The 17413-nt window shown below is 68.1% G+C and carries 14 protein-coding genes; 8 read left to right on the top strand and 6 right to left on the bottom strand.

The window, feature by feature from the left end; all coding sequences use genetic code 11:
* Positions 1–136: 136 nt before the first annotated feature.
* From V2S85_RS24365 to V2S85_RS24390, 6 genes are all read right to left on the bottom strand, one after another.
* Positions 137–1501, bottom strand: coding sequence for a voltage-gated chloride channel family protein (locus V2S85_RS24365; protein WP_330705384.1), 1365 nt, complete (start codon positions 1499–1501; stop codon positions 137–139).
* 171 nt (positions 1502–1672) lie between these two features.
* On the bottom strand, positions 1673–2971 hold the full coding sequence (locus tag V2S85_RS24370; protein WP_330705385.1) for a glycoside hydrolase family 28 protein: 1299 nt from the start codon (positions 2969–2971) through the stop codon (positions 1673–1675).
* A 32-nt stretch (positions 2972–3003) separates the two neighbouring features.
* Positions 3004–3780 carry a DeoR/GlpR family DNA-binding transcription regulator gene (locus V2S85_RS24375; protein ID WP_330705386.1) on the bottom strand — a complete coding sequence of 259 codons (777 nt, stop codon included), beginning with the start codon at positions 3778–3780 and terminating at the stop codon, positions 3004–3006.
* 16 nt (positions 3781–3796) lie between these two features.
* A complete protein-coding gene (locus V2S85_RS24380; protein WP_330705387.1) occupies positions 3797–5044 on the bottom strand; it encodes an MFS transporter in 1248 nt (415 codons plus the stop codon).
* A complete protein-coding gene (gene lldD / locus V2S85_RS24385; RefSeq protein WP_330705388.1) occupies positions 5041–6195 on the bottom strand; it encodes an FMN-dependent L-lactate dehydrogenase LldD in 1155 nt (384 codons plus the stop codon). The genes V2S85_RS24380 and lldD overlap by 4 nt, the downstream gene beginning before the upstream one ends.
* Positions 6192–7622 (bottom strand): FGGY-family carbohydrate kinase, encoded by a 1431-nt coding sequence (locus tag V2S85_RS24390; protein ID WP_330705389.1) that lies wholly within the window; start codon positions 7620–7622, stop codon positions 6192–6194. The genes lldD and V2S85_RS24390 overlap by 4 nt, the downstream gene beginning before the upstream one ends.
* Before the next feature lie 122 nt (positions 7623–7744).
* Between V2S85_RS24390 and V2S85_RS24395 the strand changes: the two genes are divergently transcribed.
* From V2S85_RS24395 to V2S85_RS24430, 8 genes are all read left to right on the top strand, one after another.
* A complete protein-coding gene (locus V2S85_RS24395) occupies positions 7745–9871 on the top strand; it encodes a bifunctional rhamnulose-1-phosphate aldolase/short-chain dehydrogenase (RefSeq protein WP_330705390.1) in 2127 nt (708 codons plus the stop codon).
* Positions 9872–9979: 108 nt separating this feature from the next.
* On the top strand, positions 9980–11272 hold the full coding sequence (locus V2S85_RS24400; protein WP_330705391.1) for a TIM barrel protein: 1293 nt from the start codon (positions 9980–9982) through the stop codon (positions 11270–11272).
* Between the two features lie 98 nt (positions 11273–11370).
* Positions 11371–12291 (top strand): LysR family transcriptional regulator, encoded by a 921-nt coding sequence (locus V2S85_RS24405; protein WP_330705392.1) that lies wholly within the window; start codon positions 11371–11373, stop codon positions 12289–12291.
* 94 nt (positions 12292–12385) lie between these two features.
* Entirely contained in the window at positions 12386–13645 is a 1260-nt protein-coding gene (locus V2S85_RS24410) for an amidohydrolase family protein (protein WP_330705393.1), read from the top strand.
* A 21-nt stretch (positions 13646–13666) separates the two neighbouring features.
* Complete coding sequence (locus V2S85_RS24415; protein WP_330705394.1) at positions 13667–15190, top strand: bifunctional 3-(3-hydroxy-phenyl)propionate/3-hydroxycinnamic acid hydroxylase; 1524 nt, start codon at positions 13667–13669, stop codon at positions 15188–15190.
* Positions 15187–15618 carry a GlcG/HbpS family heme-binding protein gene (locus tag V2S85_RS24420; RefSeq protein ID WP_330705395.1) on the top strand — a complete coding sequence of 144 codons (432 nt, stop codon included), beginning with the start codon at positions 15187–15189 and terminating at the stop codon, positions 15616–15618. Before V2S85_RS24415 ends, V2S85_RS24420 begins: the two co-directional genes overlap by 4 nt.
* Positions 15615–16505: a VOC family protein gene (locus tag V2S85_RS24425; protein ID WP_330705396.1), complete on the top strand. Its 891-nt coding sequence runs from the start codon at positions 15615–15617 to the stop codon at positions 16503–16505. The genes V2S85_RS24420 and V2S85_RS24425 overlap by 4 nt, the downstream gene beginning before the upstream one ends.
* Positions 16506–16546: 41 nt before the next feature.
* Positions 16547–17380 carry a fumarylacetoacetate hydrolase family protein gene (locus V2S85_RS24430; RefSeq protein WP_330705397.1) on the top strand — a complete coding sequence of 278 codons (834 nt, stop codon included), beginning with the start codon at positions 16547–16549 and terminating at the stop codon, positions 17378–17380.
* Positions 17381–17413: the final 33 nt, after the last annotated feature.

Raw genomic sequence — 17413 nt, forward strand, 5'->3', positions numbered from 1 at the left:
CCAGCACGATCTCCGCTTCACGCAGCTTGCCGATGATCTCTTCCGGCTTGTGCTTCCTCGCCATTCCAGTCCTCCTTCATGCCCAAATCTAAAACAGATTTTGGGCCACTCAGAAGGGGGCAGATCAAAAGTGCGTTCAACGTCGGATCGGGCGTGCGGCGCGGGCTTCGCGCAAGGTCGCGTCCGGGGTAAAAGGGCGCGCACCGGGCTTGGAGACGGCGATCCGCTGCGACAGGTAGATGCCGCTGTGCCCCGAACAGAAGTACGAAACGAAGCAGGCGATCGCGATCGGCACGACATGGTCAGCGCCGAACAGTTCCACGCTCATCAGCGTGCAGGCGAGCGGCGTGTTCGCGGCGCCGGCGAACACCGCGACGAAGCCGAGCCCCGCGAACAGATCGACGGGCGCGCCGAGCACGCCGCCCAGCGCATGGCCAAGCGCGGCGCCGATGAAGAACAGCGGCGTCACCTCCCCGCCCTTGAACCCGGTGCTGAGCGTCACGACGGTGAACACCAGCTTGAGCAGCCAGCTCCAGTTGTCGGCGGAGGGTTCGAAGAACGCGGCGATGGTGGGAGCGCCGGGATCGGGCGACCACACGCCCAGGCCCAGGTAGTCACGCGTGCCTAGCACGTAGACCATGGCGATCACCAGCATGCCGCCCGCGAAGGGCCGCATCGGGCCATAGGGGATCCAGCGCTTGAACAGGCCGCCCAGCGTATGGTTCGCCTCGGCGAAGAGCAGGCCCGCCAGACCGAAGACCACACCGGCCAGCGCCGCCTTGGCCAGCAGCAGCGGCTGCGCGGTCAGCGCCTCGCCGGCGAGGGCGCTATAGCCGATGTGGTAGGCGCCGTGGTGGATGCCCCAGGCGTGGCAGGTCCAGTCGCCCACCACCGCGGCGACCAGGCAGGGGACCAGCGCCGCATATTCGACCCGGCCGATCGCCAGCACCTCCAGCGCGAACACCGCGCCCGCGAGCGGGGTGCCGAACACCGCGCCGAAGCCGGCGGCGATGCCCGCCATCAGCAGGACGCGCACGCCGTCCGCGTCGAGGCGGAACAGTCTGCCCACCGCGCTGGCAAGGCTGCCGCCCAGCTGGACCGCCGTTCCCTCGCGCCCGGCCGAGCCGCCCAGCAGGTGAGTGGCCACCGTGCCGACGAAGATCAGCGGCGCCATCCGCAGCGGCACGCCGCCGCCCGGCTGGTGGATCTGCTCGACGATGAGGTTGTTGCCGCCCTCCACGCTGCGCCCCGTCCATTGGTAGAGCAGGCCGATGACCAGCCCGCCCACGGGAAGCAGGAACAGCAGCCAGGGGTGGGCGAAGCGCGTGCGCGTGGCGACGTCCAGGCTCCACAGGAAGGCCGCGCAAAGGCTGCCCACGGCCAGCGCCATGGGCACCAGGATCACCATCCAGCGCAGGACCGAGACGGCATGGTCGTGCCGGGTCCGAAAGAACGCCGCGATGTCGAGGGACGAGACCAGATTTGCAAACGTAGCGCGCACGATTCCTCCTTGCTGCCATGATGGCGCAGGTAGGAATCATCGTCCCTTGCAAGGGCGGTTCGGCACTATGCCAGGCAGGAATCCATTGCCTTGGCCGCCCTATGTGAACGAAACCGCCGGCCGTCAAGCGCTGTTGTCCGGTTGCCAGCCTGCCGACGATGCCGGAGCGCCTCAGCCCGCATCGACTGGCCTTGCGGTCACCCGGACCCGGCGCAGGTCGTCGACCCCGGTTGCGTGAAGTTCGGGGTCAGCCAGCCTGACGTCGAAATCGCGCAGCACGACGGTGCCGATCCGGGTCTGGCCGGGATTGGGGCGGATGGTGCCGAAGGCGCCGAACCGCCCGGTGATCCGCTCCAGGGCGATGGCATCGACTTGCGAGCGGGGCGGCGCGTCGTCAGACGGACGGGCGTACTGGCTCCACGGCTCGATCGACACGATGGTGCCGCCGCCGCTGTCCAGGACGATGTCGCGCAGGGCGATGCCGCGATAGTCCTGCGGCGTGTCCGGGCGCAGTTTCAGGCGCAGCAGTACCATGTCGCCGGTCACGCGGCAGCGTTCCATCGTCACGTTGCGCACGATCGTCGCCTCGCTGCCGCAGGCCAGCGCGTGGTGGCCGCGCCGGAAGTGGCAGTCGCGGATGTGCAGGCCGTCCACCGGCGGGCTGCTGGCGTCCTCCAGCGCTTGGGGGCCCTTGGAACCCTTGGCCGCGACGCAATCGTCGGTGACCGAGAAGTAGCAGCCCTCGATCGTCACGCGGCGGCAACTGTCGACATCGACGCCGTCGGTGCTGGGCGCCTGCGCGTAGTCGTCCGGCACCTCGAAGCGGGCGGCGCGCACCAGCACGTCCTCGCAATCGTAGAGGTGCAGGTTCCAGAACTGCGAATCCCGGAACGTCACGCCCTCGATGGTGACGTTGCGTGAGCCCTCTATCAGCGCCAGCCGGGCGCGCGGGATGCTCAGGTTGGGGAACTCGTCGGGGACCGGGGCGGCATTGCGCAGCTTCCAGAACATGTCCCAGATCGGCCGGCCGGCCCCGTCCAGCGTGCCCTCGCCGGTGATCTTGAGGCCATCGCAGTTCGCGGCGTTGAGGAGGGCAGGGGTGAAGTGCTCCTCGAAATGCCCCTCGATGCGGGTGCGTCGGGGCGGGAAGTTCTCCATCTGCGTAGTGCAGCGCAGCACCGCGTCCCGTTCGAGGTGCAGGTCCACCCCGGGCTTGAGGAACAGCGCGCCGCTGACGAATACGCCCGCCGGGACCACCACGGTGCCGCCGCCGAGCCGGGCCACTTCGTCGATGGTGCGCTGGATGGCGGCGGTGTTGATCGTGCGCCCGTCCGCGACCGCGCCTGACCGGGTGATCGGGACCCGGCGCGCGCTCCTCGGTGCGGCCAGGGCCAGCGACGCTCGCAGGGAGGCTCCCAGCGGCACCGTAAGTAACAGCAAGGCTAGCGAACGGCGGGTGTGGCAAGCCATGACGCGCCTTTCCTGGCTTGTGGCGGGGCGGGTCAGGCGATGATGAGCTTGACGCCCATGTCGCGCAGTCGCTGTGCCATCTCCGGCGGGATGCCGGCATCGGTGACGACGGTATCGACCTCGTCGAGGCCGCAGACGATGGCGCCCGAGGACGAGTTGAACTTGGAGCTGTCCACCAGCAGGATGACGCTTTCCGCGCGGTCCATGAAGCGCCGTTCGGCAGCGACCAGGATCACGTCCTGCTGCATGACCCCCTGCGGGCCGACGGCAGCGGCGCCCATGAACAGCTTGGGGGCATGGAAGCGCGGCATCGAATCCTCGCCGGCGGGCGCCAGGACGATGTTCTGCTCGCGAAACACGGTGCCGGAGGGCAGCAGTACCCGTGTACCGGGCTGGGGGAGCAGGGCATCGACGATGTGCAGCGAATTGGTCAGCACCTGGCAGTCGAGCCCGGCAAGGTGCTGGCACATCTGCAGGGTGGTGGTGCCGCCGTCGATCATGATGCCTTCGCCGGGCTGGCACAGCGCCGCCGCCATCCGCCCGATCGCCTGCTTGGCGGGCAGGTTCTGCGTGATCGACTGCGCGAACGGCGTGCCCGCCAGCCCCGGCTGTCCGTCTGGGCGCTGGTCTCCGGGCAGCTTGGCACCGCCGTGGACGCGCAGGATGCGGCCAGCCTCTTCCAGCCGGGTCAGATCGCGCCGGATGGTGGCGGGAGAAGCGTTGAGCTGCGCTTCGAGCGCACGATAGCTCACGAAGCCGGTCGAGGCCACCGCGTCCAGGATCAGGCGTTCGCGTTCTTCGGCGTGCATGGGCTCGTCTGCTCTCCTATGACGTCGGCGCGCGCTCGGCCTCGAGCTGTTCGAGGGACTTGCCCTCGTTGCGCGGAGCCCAGAGCATGCCGATCACGCCGCTGATGACGAGAAACCCGGTAAGTATCCAGGCGAGTTTCGTAAAGCCCGTCGCGTTGAGCATCGGCACGAACAGGCTGAAACCGCCGAGCGATATGCGCACGATCGCGAAGCACAGGCCCTGCGCGGTGGCGCGAAGGGCAGTGGGGAACTGTTCCGCGCTCCACAGCTGGAAGAAGCTCTGCGCGCCGAAACCGGCACCGAACTGCAGCAGGAAGACGTGGAGCAGGGCCACCGGAATGGTCAGCGGCAGCACCGCCAGCAGCGCCATGCCGACGACCTGCACCACCGCCGAGACCGCGAACAGCACGCGCTGGTCCACCTTGTCCGACAGCTTCATGAACATGAAGTAGACCGACAGCATCGCCACCCCGAACGAGACCGCCTGGATGGCGACGCTCTGCGCTTGGGTCGCCGCGCCCACGGTGCGCAGGATGTACGGGAAGAAGAAGCCGTTGGTGCCTGCCCACAGGTTCCAGAAACCGTACATGCCCGCCAGGCCGAGGATCGAGCCGAGGTAGCGGCCCCGGAACAGCGAGGAGATCGGCGGGCGCGCGGCGGCGGACTTCTGCGCCTCCACCCAGCGCTCAGATTCCTTCATGCGCGATCGCAGCAGCGTGAGGCCAAGCGCGATCACGACGAGGTGGCCGAACACGATGCGCGCGCCCAGCACGCCCAGCGAGGTGAGCGCCAGGCTCATCAGCAGGACCACCACCGGGCCCAGATACCACAAGGCTTGCGCCACGCCCGAATGCTTGCCCCGGCTCGCGTCGGGGGCCTGTTCGGCGATCAGCGACCAGCTGGCGGGGATGTCGGCGCCCACAGCAAGCCCCACGATCAGGAACCCGGTCACGATCATCCACGGCGCCGCCGCGAAGACCAGCAGCGACATGCCCGCCGCGTAGATCAGCATGTCCCACTGGTAGATCTTCTTGCGGCCCAGCCGGTCGCACAGCCATCCCCCGATCATCGCGCCCACGCCCGCGCCGATGGCATTGGGGCCGAAGGCGGCGATCAGGCCGACGAAGTCGTTCGAGAGGTGGTAGCTCTCCTGCCACAGCGCCAGCGCCGCCGAGCCGGCGACGATCGAGCCCGCATCGATGTAGTTCGCAAGGCCCGCGAGGATCGTGTCGCGCCAGTTGTCAGTCTTGTCCTCGCCGCTCATGACGGCATCCCTTCAGCAAGCACCGACCTGTCGATCTGGTCGATGCGGGTGGTGCCGGTGAGCGCCATGGCGACGCGCATTTCGGCCTCGATCAGCTTGAGCATATTCGTGACGCCTGCCTCGCCGCCGGCTGCGAGCGCCCAGGCCCAGGCGCGGCCCAGCAGCACGCCCTTGGCGCCCAGCGCCAGCATCCGCACCACATCGAGACCGGAGCGGATGCCGCCGTCGGTCAGCACGGTCAGGCGGTCTCCCACCGCATCGACGATCGGGGGCAGGGCGCGGGCGCTCGAAAGCACGCCGTCGAGCTGCCGCCCGCCGTGGTTGGAGACGACGATGCCGTCCGCGCCCAGCTCTGCGGCTTCGCGCGCGTCGTCCGGGTCGAGAATGCCCTTGATGATCAGTGGCCCCTTCCATTCGGAGCGGATGAAATCGAGGTCGCGCCAGTTGATCGAGGGGTCGAAGTTGTTTCGCATCCAGGCGAAGAAGTCCTCGATCCCGGTCCTGCCCTGCAGCACAGGTGCGACGTTGCCGAGCGTGTGCGGGCGTCCGTTGATGCCGACGTCCCATGACCAGCCGGGCCGGGCGGCGGCCTGCGCAAAGCGCCAGAGCGCGCCCTTGGTCCCGCCCGAGCCGGCAAGGCCGGTGTGGTAATCGCGATAGCGGCTGCCGGGGACCGGCATGTCGACGGTGAAGACGAGGGTGGAGCAGCCCGCCTCGACCGCCTGCGCCAGCAGGTCCTTCATGAAGGCGCGGTCGCGGATCATGTAGAGCTGGAACCAGAACGGGCGGTCCGCAGCCCTGGCGACTTCGCCGATGGTGCAGGCGCCCACCGTGGAGAGCGTGAAGGGAACGCCGGCGTTCTGCGCCGCCCGCACCGCCTGCGTCTCGCCGCGCCGGGCATAGAGGCCGGCCAGCCCGATCGGCGCCAATGCAAGGGGCAGGGCCAGCTTCTGGCCGAACAGCTGCGTCGACAGGTCCAGCGCCGAGACGTCGCGCAGCACGCGCTGGCGCAGGGCGAGTTCGGCAAGGTCGGAGACGTTGCGACGCAGCGTCGCCTCGGCATAGGAGCCGCCGTCGATGTATTCGAACAGGAAGCGCGGCAGCGTGCGGCGTGCGGCTTCGCGAAAGTCGGGGATCGAGGCGGTGATCATGCGGTCAGTCCTGCGGGAGCCTTCGCCACGGCTTCGCGCCAGGCGTCGCGGTAGCCGAAGAGGTCGCCTTCCAGCGGTTCGACGCAGATAAGTTCGCCGCCCGCTTCGAGCGACGGGTCGATCAGGCGCAGTGCGCCGAACGAGACGTCGTTATGGGCATTGGCGAGGAAGACCCGGGTGTCCGGCCGCAGCGCGGCGAGCGCGCGCACGAAGACCTCAGCCTCGGAAAAGCGCCCCTCGATCAGCAGCCGGTCCTTCGAACCGATCAGGTCGAGCGCGGTATCCGCCACCAGCGCGGCATAAAGGCAGATCGCCGCGCGCCGGGCGTACCAGGTGCCCTGCCATTCGACCGGCGCGTTGACCCAGCGCGCCTCCCCGTCCGGATAGGGGCCGAAGCCGGGCGCGAGCGTGGGCATCATCATCGTGCGGCGGCGCAGCAGCGCCGGGACTTCGGCCATCAGGCGGGGCTGGTCGGGCTTGATGTCGATGCGGCGGGTGTCGAGCTGGATGACCGTCTCGATCTCGCGCCCGCCCATGAAACGGGCCGAGGGCACGGGCGCGCCATAGGCATCGACGTTGACCAGCGTGTCGCGCCCTTCGGGCAGCGAGGCGATGGCGAAAGGTTCGGCGGCAAGGCGCATGGCGATGAACCATGTGCCGGTGGAAAGGATCGTCGCCTCCTGCCGCGCGATCTGCGCGAAGCCGCGCGCGGCGAGCAGCGCGGCGTTGGAATCGTGAAGTCCGGCAAGGACTTGCGCACTCGCGGGCAAGCCGGTCTCGGCCGCGAGTTCGGGGCGCAGGGTCCCCACGACCTCGCCTGCGCCGACCACGGGGGCAAAGCGCTCGGCCCAGCCGAGGCGCTCGGCCATCGGTGAGAAGCGCGCTTCGCCGGGTGCCCAGAGGTCCGAGTGGCAGCCGAGGCTGGTCACTTCGCTGACCGCCTGGCCGGTGAGGAGCCAGGCCCAGTACTGCGCCCAGGGCACCAGCGTCGCCCGCGCCATCGCCTCGGGGTGGCGCTGCGCCATCCACCAGATCTGCGCGCCCATGTTGAGACCGTCGGGCAGGGCGGGGGAGCCCGTCACGGCAAGCGCGTCGCGCTCGGCCCGGTAGGCGGCCATGACGTCGCCCGGGATCGGCTGTTCGTAGTCGAGCGGGGCGAAAAGCAGCCCGTCTTCTCCGATCGCGGCGAAGGCGGCGCCATGGGCCACGGGGATGATCGCCTCGACGGGATGGTCTGCCCATTCACGCAGGGTGGCCCGCAGCCATTCGCCGATTCCCTCGGCGTCGAGGCGGCGAATCCCGTCGATTTCATGGGTCGGGTTGGGGCGCACCTGGCGGCACACAAGGGTACCATAACGGCACCACAGCGACACCTTGCTGAGGGTCTTGCCGATATCGACGACGATGTAAGCGCCTGTTCCTGCCATTCTCTCCGCCGCCATTTTCAACCAGGCAGCGATCTGCCCGAACATGGTGTTGATTGATTGTTTATGATCGATTAGTATCGAGTCAGATTGAACATGAAAAGAGGAAATGTCAGAGGGTGTCCATGGAAACAATCACTGTCCCCGCCGCCCCGTTGAAATCCGCCCCCGCCATCGCGTTTGCCGTCCCCACCAGCCGCTGGGACGATTCGCTGGCGGCGACGCTGTCTCCCGCCGAACTGCTGCTGTACCGTTCGAACCTGCTCGGCTCGGACCTGACCGTCACCAACTTCGGCGGCGGCAATACTTCCGCCAAGCTGGAAGACGTCGATCCGCTCACCGGCGAGCCGGTCGAAGTGCTGTGGGTCAAGGGATCGGGCGGTGACATCGGTTCGATGAAGCTGGACGGCTTCGCCACGCTTTACCAGCGCAAGCTGCTCGGGCTCGAAGCGCATTATGCAGGCCCGGACGACGACGACAAGATGGTCGGCTACCTGCCGCACTGCACGTTCAACCTCAACGGCCGTGCGGCCTCGATCGACACGCCGCTGCATTCGCTGTTGCCCTTCGCCCATGTCGACCACGTCCACCCCGATGCGATCATCGCGCTGGCGGCCAGTTCGGGCGGCGAGGCCGCGACCCAGGCGATCTGGGGCGGCAAGATCGGCTGGCTGGGATGGAAGCGCCCCGGCTACACGCTGGGCGTCCAGCTGCGCGACTACGTCGCCGCCAATCCGGGCGTCGAGGGCGTGATGCTCGCCGGCCACGGCATCATCTGCTGGGCCGACAGCGCGAAGGCTTGCTACGAACACACCGTCGAACTGATCGCGCAGGCCGCCGCCTACCTCAATGCGGGCCTTGCCGGGAAGCCCGCGTTCGGCGGCGCGGTCTATGAAACCGCTGGGGACCGCGCGGCAATCGCGGCCGATCTCATGCCCCGCCTGCGCGGCCTGATGACCGGAGCGCGGCGCAAGGTCGGCCACTATTCGGACGATGCCGAAGCGCTCGAGTTCGTCAACTCCGCGGACTTCCAGCGGCTGGCCGATCTTGGCACCTCGTGCCCCGATCACTTCCTGCGCACCAAGATCGCGCCGCTGACGCTCGACCCGGCGAAGCTGCAGGACGACGCCTATCTGGCGCAGAAGATCGCCGATTACCGCGATCTCTACGCCGCCTATTACGCCCGCTGCAAGCGTCCGAACTCGCCCGCGATGCGCGATGCCAATCCGGTCGTGGTGCTGGTGCCGGGCGTCGGGCGGATAACCTTCGCCACCGACAAGACCACTGCACGCCTTGCCGGTGAGTTCTACGGCAACGCCATCAACGTGATGCGCGGCGCCGAGGCGATCGGCGACTACATCGCGCTCGACGAACAGGAAGCCTTCGACATCGAGTACTGGCTACTCGAGGAAGCCAAGCTGCAGCGCATGCCCGCGCCGAGGCCCCTGGTCGGCCGCGTGGCGCTGGTCACCGGCGGCGCCGGCGGGATCGGCGCGGCGACGGCGGCGCGGCTGATGGCCGACGGCGCCTGCGTGGTGCTGGCCGACCGCGACGGCGGCGTCGTCGAGGAAATCCGCGCCGGTTTCGCCAAGCAGTTCGGCAAGGACGTGGTGCGTTCGGTGGTCTGCGACGTGACGGATGAGGCGCAGGTCGCCGAGGCCTTCGCCGTGGCCGCGCGGGAGTTCGGCGGGCTCGACATCCTTGTCGCCAACGCCGGCATCGCCTCGTCCGCCGCGATCGAGGAGACCACGATCGAGCTGTGGAACCGCAACTACGACGTGCTGGCACAAGGCTACTTCCTGACCAGCCGCGCCGCCTGGCCGCTGCTCAAGGGGATGAAGGAACAGGGCGGCACCAGCGTCGTGTTCATCGGCTCGAAGAACGGCGTCGCCGCCGCGACCAACGCCAGCGCCTATGCCTCGGCCAAGGCGGCGGCCAACCACCTGGCGCGCTGCCTCGCGCTGGAAGGCGCGCCGCACGGCATCCGCGTCAACGTCGTCAACCCCGATGCCGTCATCAAGGGCAGCCGCATCTGGGACGGCGACTGGCGCAAGGAACGCGCCGGCGCGCACGGGATCGACACCGGCAAGGAACTGGAGGAACATTACCGCCAGCGCTCCATGCTCAAGCGCGACGTGCTGCCTTCGGACATCGCCGAGGCCGTGTACTTCCTGGCCGGCGACCAGTCGGCCAAGTCGACCGGCAACATGATCAACGTGGATGCGGGCAACGCGCAGGCCTTCACCCGCTGATTTGCGCAGGGAAGGCGGGACCTCCTACCACCCGCCTTCCCGCTAGACTGGCGCCGGGCCGCTCCAACCCGGCCCGGCGCCACATTGTGATAAGACAAGAGGATCGCCATGACCGGACTGCCGATTTCCGACGAACTGATCGCCGAGGCCAATGCCCGCGCCGCCGAGGCGCTCGATGACGAATACGCCGCGCTCGGCCGCAAGCTGGAGCGTTCGGGCATCGCCATCGACGCGATCAAGGACAAGGTCGCCGGCTTCTCGGTCGCCGTTCCCAGCTGGGGCGCGGGCCGGGGCGGCACGCGCTTCGCCAAGTTCCCGATCCCCGGCGAGCCCACCAACATCCACGAGAAGCTGGAGGACTGCGCGGTCATCAACCAGCTCTCGCGCCTGACCCCGCGCGTCAGCCCGCACTTTCCGTGGGACAAGGTCAGCGACTATAAGGCGCTGCGCGAGGAGGCCGCCAGCCTCGGCCTGGGCTTCGATGCGGTGAACTCGAACACGTTCCAGGACCAGAAGGACCAAGCGCAGACCTACGCCACCGGCTCGCTGTCCTCTACCGTCGCGGCGACGCGGGCTCAGGCGGTGGAGCACAACATCGAGTGCATCGAGATCGGCCGCCAGCTCGGCTCCACCGACCTGACGGTGTGGGTGGGCGACGGCACCAACTTCCCCGGCCAGCAGGATCTTGGCCGCAGCCTCGACCGCTATCTGGAGGCCGCGAGCGAGGTCTATGCCGCGCTGCCGGACGACTGGCGCATGCTGCTGGAACACAAGATGTTCGAGCCCGCGTTCTACTCCACCGTCATCAGCGACTGGGGCTCCTCGATCCTGGCGGCGCAGGAGCTTGGCCCCAAGGCCAAGTGCCTCGTCGATCTTGGCCACCATGCACCCAACGTCAACATCGAGCAGATCGTGGCGCGCCTGCACCGGTTCGGCAAGCTCGGCGGCTTCCACTTCAACGACAGCAAGTACGGCGACGACGACCTCGATTCTGGCTCGATCAACCCGCACCAGCTGTTCCTGGTGTTCAACGAACTGGTCGAGGCCGAACTCAGCCCCCGCGATGGCTTCAATCCCAGCTACATGATCGACCAGTCGCACAACGTCACCGACCCGATCGAATCCATGCTGTCTTCGGCCGAGGCGATCGGATCGTGCTACGCCAAGGCGCTGCTGGTCGACCGCGAGGCGCTGCATCTGGCGCAGGAATCGAACGACACGATGATGGCCTTCCAGGCCCTGCGCCGGGCCTACAACGTCGATGTCTCGCCGATCCTGGCGAAGGCCCGCATCGATGCAGGCGGCGCGGCGGACGTGCTGGGCGTCTACCGCGAAAGCCGCTGGCGCGACCGCAAGGCGCAGAAACGCAAGGCCGTGGGCCTGGGCGCCGGCATCGTCTAAGGCATCGTCTGATGGACTGGCACTCACCCGTCGGCGCGGATTGCGTCGGCGGGTGATCTCCGTCAGGGGTAGGCCCAGGCAGACGAAGGCATACCGGAATGGTGGAAGCAGGCGAATATCGGCGCAGTTCGGCGATCGACCCGCGCGCCCTGCTGACGTTCCGCGCGGTCTGCGATACCGGATCGATCAGCGCTGCCGCCCGGGCGCTCAACCTCTCGCAGCCCTCGGTGTCGAACACGATCTCGCTGCTGGAGCGCAAGCTGGGCGTCGTGCTGTTCGAGCGCGGGCGCGGCGGCATCGTGCTGACGGCGGAAGGCGAAGTGCTCCAGCGCCGGGCCGAGGCCATGGCGACGCTGCTGGGCGATGCCGTGACCGAGATCGAGCACACGCGCCACGGCATCGCCGGACCCTTGCGCATCGGCGGGACGCCGGGCGCCCTGCTCACTCTCCTGCCCGGCGCGATCATGCGGGTGGAGGATGCGATCGGCGACTTCGCGCTCAGCGCCATCGAGCGGCCCGACGAGGAACTGCTGGAGATGGTGCGCAAAGGGGCGATCGAACTGGCCTTCGTGACGACCGGCATCGAAAGCGTTCCGGCGGACATGAAGGAGGTCACGTGCGCCAGCGATCCGTTCGTCCTGATCGTCGGCCCCCGGCACGAGAAGCTGCCGGGCCGCGTGTCGCTGCGCGAGGTCGAGAGCTACCCCTGGGTGCTGCCCGAGGCGCGCGGTGCGTTCCGGCGGCAGGTCGATGCGCTGTTCATCGCCGCGGGGGTGGCGGTGCCGCGCACGACGATCCGCTGCGACTCCCTCCTCACCACGAGGGCCATCGTAAGGGAGAGCGACCGGGTGACGGTACTGCCGCGAACCGTGGCGCTCGACGGGGTCACCGACGACAGCATCCGGGCCGTGATGATCGAGGAAGCCGTGCGTGAACGCAGCGTCGGCGTGCTGTGGCTAGCCAGTCGCCCGCTCTCCCGCCTGGCGCAGGCGATGATGGAGGCTCTGCAAAATCCATAGCCTGTTGCTATGGCATCGCAAAAAATCATTATTTTACTTTGTGGGTCTGCGCAGCTTAACAATCCAGCGATAACGATGATCGCAGGAGAGCAGGATGCGGGCACTGATCCGCCAGGTTTCCATTTTCGACGGCACCGGCTCGGCGCTCCGGACAGGCTCCGTTCTGGTCGAGGGCGAGCATATCGCCCGCGTCGCGCCGGGTGAGGACGCACTCGCCGATGAGGCCGCCGATCTGGTGATCGACGGGCGCGGGCTGACCCTCATGCCCGGCATGGTCGATGCGCATACGCACCTGACCTGGGCTTCCTCGCTGGAGAAGGTCTACCACCAGTTCATCCTGCCGCATGACGAGTTGAAGGTCGCCGCCTGGCGCAATGCGCGGGTGCTGCTCGACCACGGTTTCACCAGCCTCTACTCGGCCGGTGCCTTGGGCGACATGATCGAGCCGGATCTCGCCCGCGCCATCGAGGAGGGCGATACGCCCGGGCCGCGCCTCGTTCCCTCGACGCTGGAGCGCAGCCCCGAAGGCGACGATACCGGCGACGTGTTCAACGGCCGTGGCCCGGATGCGATGCGCCGGTTCGTGGCTTATTGCGCGGACGAGGACGTCAAGTCGATCAAGTTGGTGGTCTCGGGCGAAGATGCGCTCAAGCCCGGCAGCGCGATGGACGTGCTCTATACCCGCGAGGAAATGCTGGCGGCGGGGGAGGCCACCCGCGAGGCCGGGATGTGGATCGCCTGCCATACTTATTCGCCCGAGGCGATCGGCCTCGCGCTCGATGCGGGCGCGCGAATCGTCTACCACTGCTCCTTCGCCGACGAAGCGACGGTGGAGCGGATGGCGGCGGAGAAGGACAGGTTCTTCTATGCCCCCGGTCCCGGTGTCTCGGTCGCCGCGCTGGAGGCGAACCCGCCGCCACACGTCGACATGACGCACATGAAGGCGAGCGCAAAGGTTCGCATGGACCTTGAGGCGAAGCTGATCCCGCGGCTGAAGGCGCGCGGCGTGCGCGTGCTGGTCGGCGGCGACTATGGCTTCCCGTTCAACCCGCATGGCCGCAACGCGCGCGACCTGCAGCACTTCGTCGATTACTTCGGCTTCACTCCCGCCGAGGCGCTGCAGGCGGCGACCCAGCATGGCGGCGAACTTATGGGCATCGAGACCGGCGTGATCCGCGAGGGCTGGCTGGCCGATCTGCTGCTGGTGGACGGCGACCCGACGCAGGATGTTGCGATCCTGCAGGACAAGGATCGCCTGAAGATGATCATGAAGGGCGGCAAGCTGCACAAGGCTCCAAGTGACATCTTGGCTGGGGCCGGGGCCGGGGCAGGGGTCGCCGCCGCCGCGAACTGAGTTTTAACAGGGACGAAAATCATGTCGTACGACGTCGTTGTCGTAGGCTGCGGCCCTGTGGGCGCGCTGGCCGCGAACCTTCTCGGCCTGAAAGGGCTGCAAGTCCTCGTTCTCGAACGGGAACTGGAACACTACCCCCTGCCGCGTGCGGTCCATCTCGACCATGAGATGATGCGCCTGTTCCAGTCGGCCGGGGTGATCGACCGGGCTGAGGGCGACATGATCGCCACTGACGGGCACCTCCATGTCGGCGCGGATCACGGCGTCATCCGCTACATGGGCACGGTGGGCAAGCCGCGCCCGTTCGGCTGGGCGAACGACTACTTCTTCTACCAGCCCGAGTTGGAAGCCCACTTGCGCGAAGGCTTCGCCGGCATGGCGAACGTCACGCTGAAGCTGGGCGCGACGTTCACCGGTCTGGAACAGGACGCGGGCGGTGTTACCGTATCCTACGACGAGGGCGGTGAACGGCAGAGCGCCTCGGCCCGCTGGGTGATCGCCTGCGACGGCGCGCGCAGCACCGTGCGCAAGGCGCTGGGCGTGGACCTCGACGATCTCGATTTCGAGGAGCCCTGGCTGGTCGTCGATGCCGAAGTGCAGGGGCCGGTCAGCTTCCCGCCGATCGCGGGCGTGCCCGAAGGGGCAGACCTGCAGCGGCTGTCGGTGATGATGTGCGATCCGGTGCGCCCCGCGACCGTGGTGCCCGGCCGCCGCGATCATCGCCGCTGGGAATTCATGCTGCTCCCCGGCGAGGACGACAAGGCGATGTCTGCGCCGGACAAGGTCGCCGAACTGGTCGGCGCGTGGATGGCCGACGTACCGCACGAGATCGTGCGCGCCGCGACCTATCGCTTTCACGGCCTCGTCGCCCATCGCTGGCAGGTCGGCAATGTCTTCCTCGCTGGGGACGCCGCGCATCAGACGCCGCCGTTCTTCGGGCAGGGCATGTGCCATGGCCTGCGCGACGTCGCCAATCTGGCCTGGAAGATGGACGCGGTGATTAATGCGGGCGCGTCACCTGTGATCCTCGATACCTACCAGCCCGAGCGCGACCCGCACGTGCGGGCGGTGATCGGCGCGGCGGTGGCGGCCGGGCGCTACATCTGCGAACTCGACCCCGACCTTGCCGCCGCCCGCGATACCCGTATCCGTGAGGAAGCACGCGGCAAGCAGGGTGAGACCGCGCATGACCTGATCCCCGCGATTCGCGAGGGGCTGGTGCTTTCCGGCACTTCGGGTGCAGGCGCGCGCTTCGTCCAGCCGGTGCTCGCCGACGGCAGCAAGCTGGACGAGTGCACCGGCGACGGCTGGCGCCTTTTCGTCCGCGACGACACCGTGCCGGGCGAGGCCGGGGGCGTCACCCGCGTCGTCGCGGCGGCGCTGGCGGACAATGAGGCGATCGCGTCGTGGCTCGACCAGCACGGCGTCGATGCCGTGCTGGTGCGCCCGGACCACTACGTCTTCGGAACCGCCTCGGACAGCGCTGAGGACCTGCTGGCCGCCCGCGCGGCCCAGCTTTTCGATCACAAGGAACTGACCGCATGACCCTGACGCTCTTGCAGGCGCAGACCATCGTGACCGCCACGCTGGCCGAAGCGCGCTCGCAGGGCGCGAAGGCTTTGGCGGTGATCGTGCTCGACGCCGGAGCCCACCCGGTCGCCTTCGCGCGTGAGGACGGGGCGAGTCTCTACCGCTTCGACATCGCCCGCGCCAAGGCCGAAGGGGCCGTGGGCATGGACGCCGACACCGCCATCCTCGCCGAGCGTGCAAAGGGCAATCCGGTGTTCTTCCATAGCGTCAGCGTGGCCGTGGGCGGAGGCATCGCCTTTTCGCCCGGGGGCGTGGTGATCCGTGATGCGAAAGGCGCCCTGATCGGCGCGGTCGGTGTCAGCGGCGATACGGGCGAGTGCGATGCCGACTGTGCGCTCGCAGGGATCAGGGCGGCCGGACTTGTCGAGGAGACCGAGGCATGAAACTGCGAAGCATCGAACTGGCGCTGCCCGATCCGGCCGCTGCTGCCGCCTTCATGACCGATGTGTGGGGCATGGCGCCCGCCGACGTGATCGGCACGACCCATTACCTGCGCGGTTCCGGTTCCTACCCCTATCTCGTCGCCTTCGAGCAATCGGCGGACGAGTTCGTCCGCTCCACGACCTTCCTGTGCTCGGCGGAGGAGCTTGATGGCATCACGGGCCGCGCCGCCGCCGCAGGCTGGCCGCACCGCGCCACGGTCAGCGAGGACCCCGGCGGCGGTCACGGCCTGCTCGTCGAACTGCCCGAAGGCGAACTGCTGCGCTTCCTCGTCGATGCAGGCGAAGTCGAGCCGATCGCGGGCCGCGACCTGCCGGTCAAGCTCACCCACGTCGTGTTCAACTCCGCCGACGCGGAGGCGTCCGGGCTGGCGGTGGAGGAAGTGCTGGGCTTTCGCGTTTCCGACAGGACCAAGGGCATGGTCTTCGTGCGCTGCAACGACAGCCACCACTCGACCGCTTTCGCGCGGGCGGGGATCAGCTCGCTCAATCACATCGCCTTCGAAATGGAGGACCTCGATGCGGTGATGCGCGGCATTGGGAGGCTGCGCGACCACGCGCTGGCGCCTGCCTGGGGGCCGGGGCGGCATGGGCCAGGGGCCAACGTCTACGCCTACTACATCGCGCCGTTCGGGCCGGTGATCGAGTTCTCCACCGCCGTCGAGAAAGTGCCCGAGGACTACCGTGTCGGCGCGCCGGAGGACTGGACCTGGCCGGAGAACCGCATCGACCAGTGGGGCATCTCGGACAAGGATTTCGCCGGACTGCGCCGCGCCGAGGAACGCTTCCGCTTCCGCCGCGACTGGCGGGACGAAGCGCAAGGACAATGAACACCGCTGCCGCAGTTCCGGCAGGTCAGGAGAAAACGGACATGACCCAGTATATCAGTTTCCAGCGCCCCGACGGCACCAGCAGCTTTGGCCGTCTCGATGGCGAGACGGTGCTCGATCTCGGCGCACCCGGCGGTGATGCTTGGCTGAAGGACGCGCTCGCGGGTGATCTAGTGGCGCTTCCCGTAACTGGCGAGTTTGCCCGCGCCGCCGTCAGGCTGCTGCCGGTGGTGCCGAACCCCGGCAAGATCCTGTGCGTCGGGCTCAATTACGCCACCCACGTCGCCGAGACCGGGCGCGAGCAGAAGGAGCATCCGGCGATCTTCACCCGCTGGGCCGACAGCCTGATCGCCGACGGCGACGCCATGGTCCGCCCGCTCGAAAGCGAACGCTTCGACTACGAGGGCGAGCTTGCGGTGATCATCGGCAAGGGCGGACGCCGCATCGCGCCCGAGGATGCGTGGGACCACGTGGCCGGTTACGCGCCGTTCAACGATGGCTCGATCCGCGACTGGCAGCGTCACAACATCCAGTTCACCCCCGGCAAGACCTGGCCCGGCACCGGCGCCTTCGGTCCGCACATGGTCCCGGCGGGTGAAGTCGAGGACCTTGCCGCGCAGCGCGTGCAGACTCGCGTGAACGGCGAACTGGTACAGGACCAGCCGGTCTCCGACATGATCTGGGATATTCCCACGGTCATCGCTTATTGCTCGACCTTCACCGAACTGCACCCCGGCGACGTCATCGCCAGCGGCACCCCGGGCGGCGTCGGCGACAAGCGCAAGCCCCCGCTCTACCTCAAGGCTGGAGACACCGTCGAAGTCTCGGTCGGCGTGATCGGCACCCTTTCCAACCCCGTCATCGATGAAGCCTGAGCCGCTTCGACCAACCAGATAACAAGTTCAAGG

It is taken from the genome of Novosphingobium resinovorum, from assembly GCF_036352595.1.
In the GTDB taxonomy this organism is placed as follows: Bacteria; Pseudomonadota; Alphaproteobacteria; order Sphingomonadales; family Sphingomonadaceae; genus Novosphingobium; species Novosphingobium resinovorum_B.

Bases quoted from the DNA above. Each gene is read 5' to 3' on its own strand.
- V2S85_RS24370 (WP_330705385.1), bottom strand. From the start codon at position 2,971: ATGGCTTGCCACACCCGCCGTTCGCTAGCCTTGCTGTTACTTACGGTG.
- V2S85_RS24375 (WP_330705386.1), bottom strand. From the start codon at position 3,780: ATGCACGCCGAAGAACGCGAACGCCTGATCCTGGACGCGGTGGCCTCG.
- V2S85_RS24380 (WP_330705387.1), bottom strand. From the start codon at position 5,044: ATGAGCGGCGAGGACAAGACTGACAACTGGCGCGACACGATCCTCGCG.
- lldD (WP_330705388.1), bottom strand. From the start codon at position 6,195: ATGATCACCGCCTCGATCCCCGACTTTCGCGAAGCCGCACGCCGCACG.
- V2S85_RS24390 (WP_330705389.1), bottom strand. From the start codon at position 7,622: ATGGCAGGAACAGGCGCTTACATCGTCGTCGATATCGGCAAGACCCTC.
- V2S85_RS24395 (WP_330705390.1), top strand. From the start codon at position 7,745: ATGGAAACAATCACTGTCCCCGCCGCCCCGTTGAAATCCGCCCCCGCC.
- V2S85_RS24400 (WP_330705391.1), top strand. From the start codon at position 9,980: ATGACCGGACTGCCGATTTCCGACGAACTGATCGCCGAGGCCAATGCC.
- V2S85_RS24405 (WP_330705392.1), top strand. From the start codon at position 11,371: ATGGTGGAAGCAGGCGAATATCGGCGCAGTTCGGCGATCGACCCGCGC.
- V2S85_RS24410 (WP_330705393.1), top strand. From the start codon at position 12,386: ATGCGGGCACTGATCCGCCAGGTTTCCATTTTCGACGGCACCGGCTCG.
- V2S85_RS24415 (WP_330705394.1), top strand. From the start codon at position 13,667: ATGTCGTACGACGTCGTTGTCGTAGGCTGCGGCCCTGTGGGCGCGCTG.
- V2S85_RS24420 (WP_330705395.1), top strand. From the start codon at position 15,187: ATGACCCTGACGCTCTTGCAGGCGCAGACCATCGTGACCGCCACGCTG.
- V2S85_RS24425 (WP_330705396.1), top strand. From the start codon at position 15,615: ATGAAACTGCGAAGCATCGAACTGGCGCTGCCCGATCCGGCCGCTGCT.
- V2S85_RS24430 (WP_330705397.1), top strand. From the start codon at position 16,547: ATGACCCAGTATATCAGTTTCCAGCGCCCCGACGGCACCAGCAGCTTT.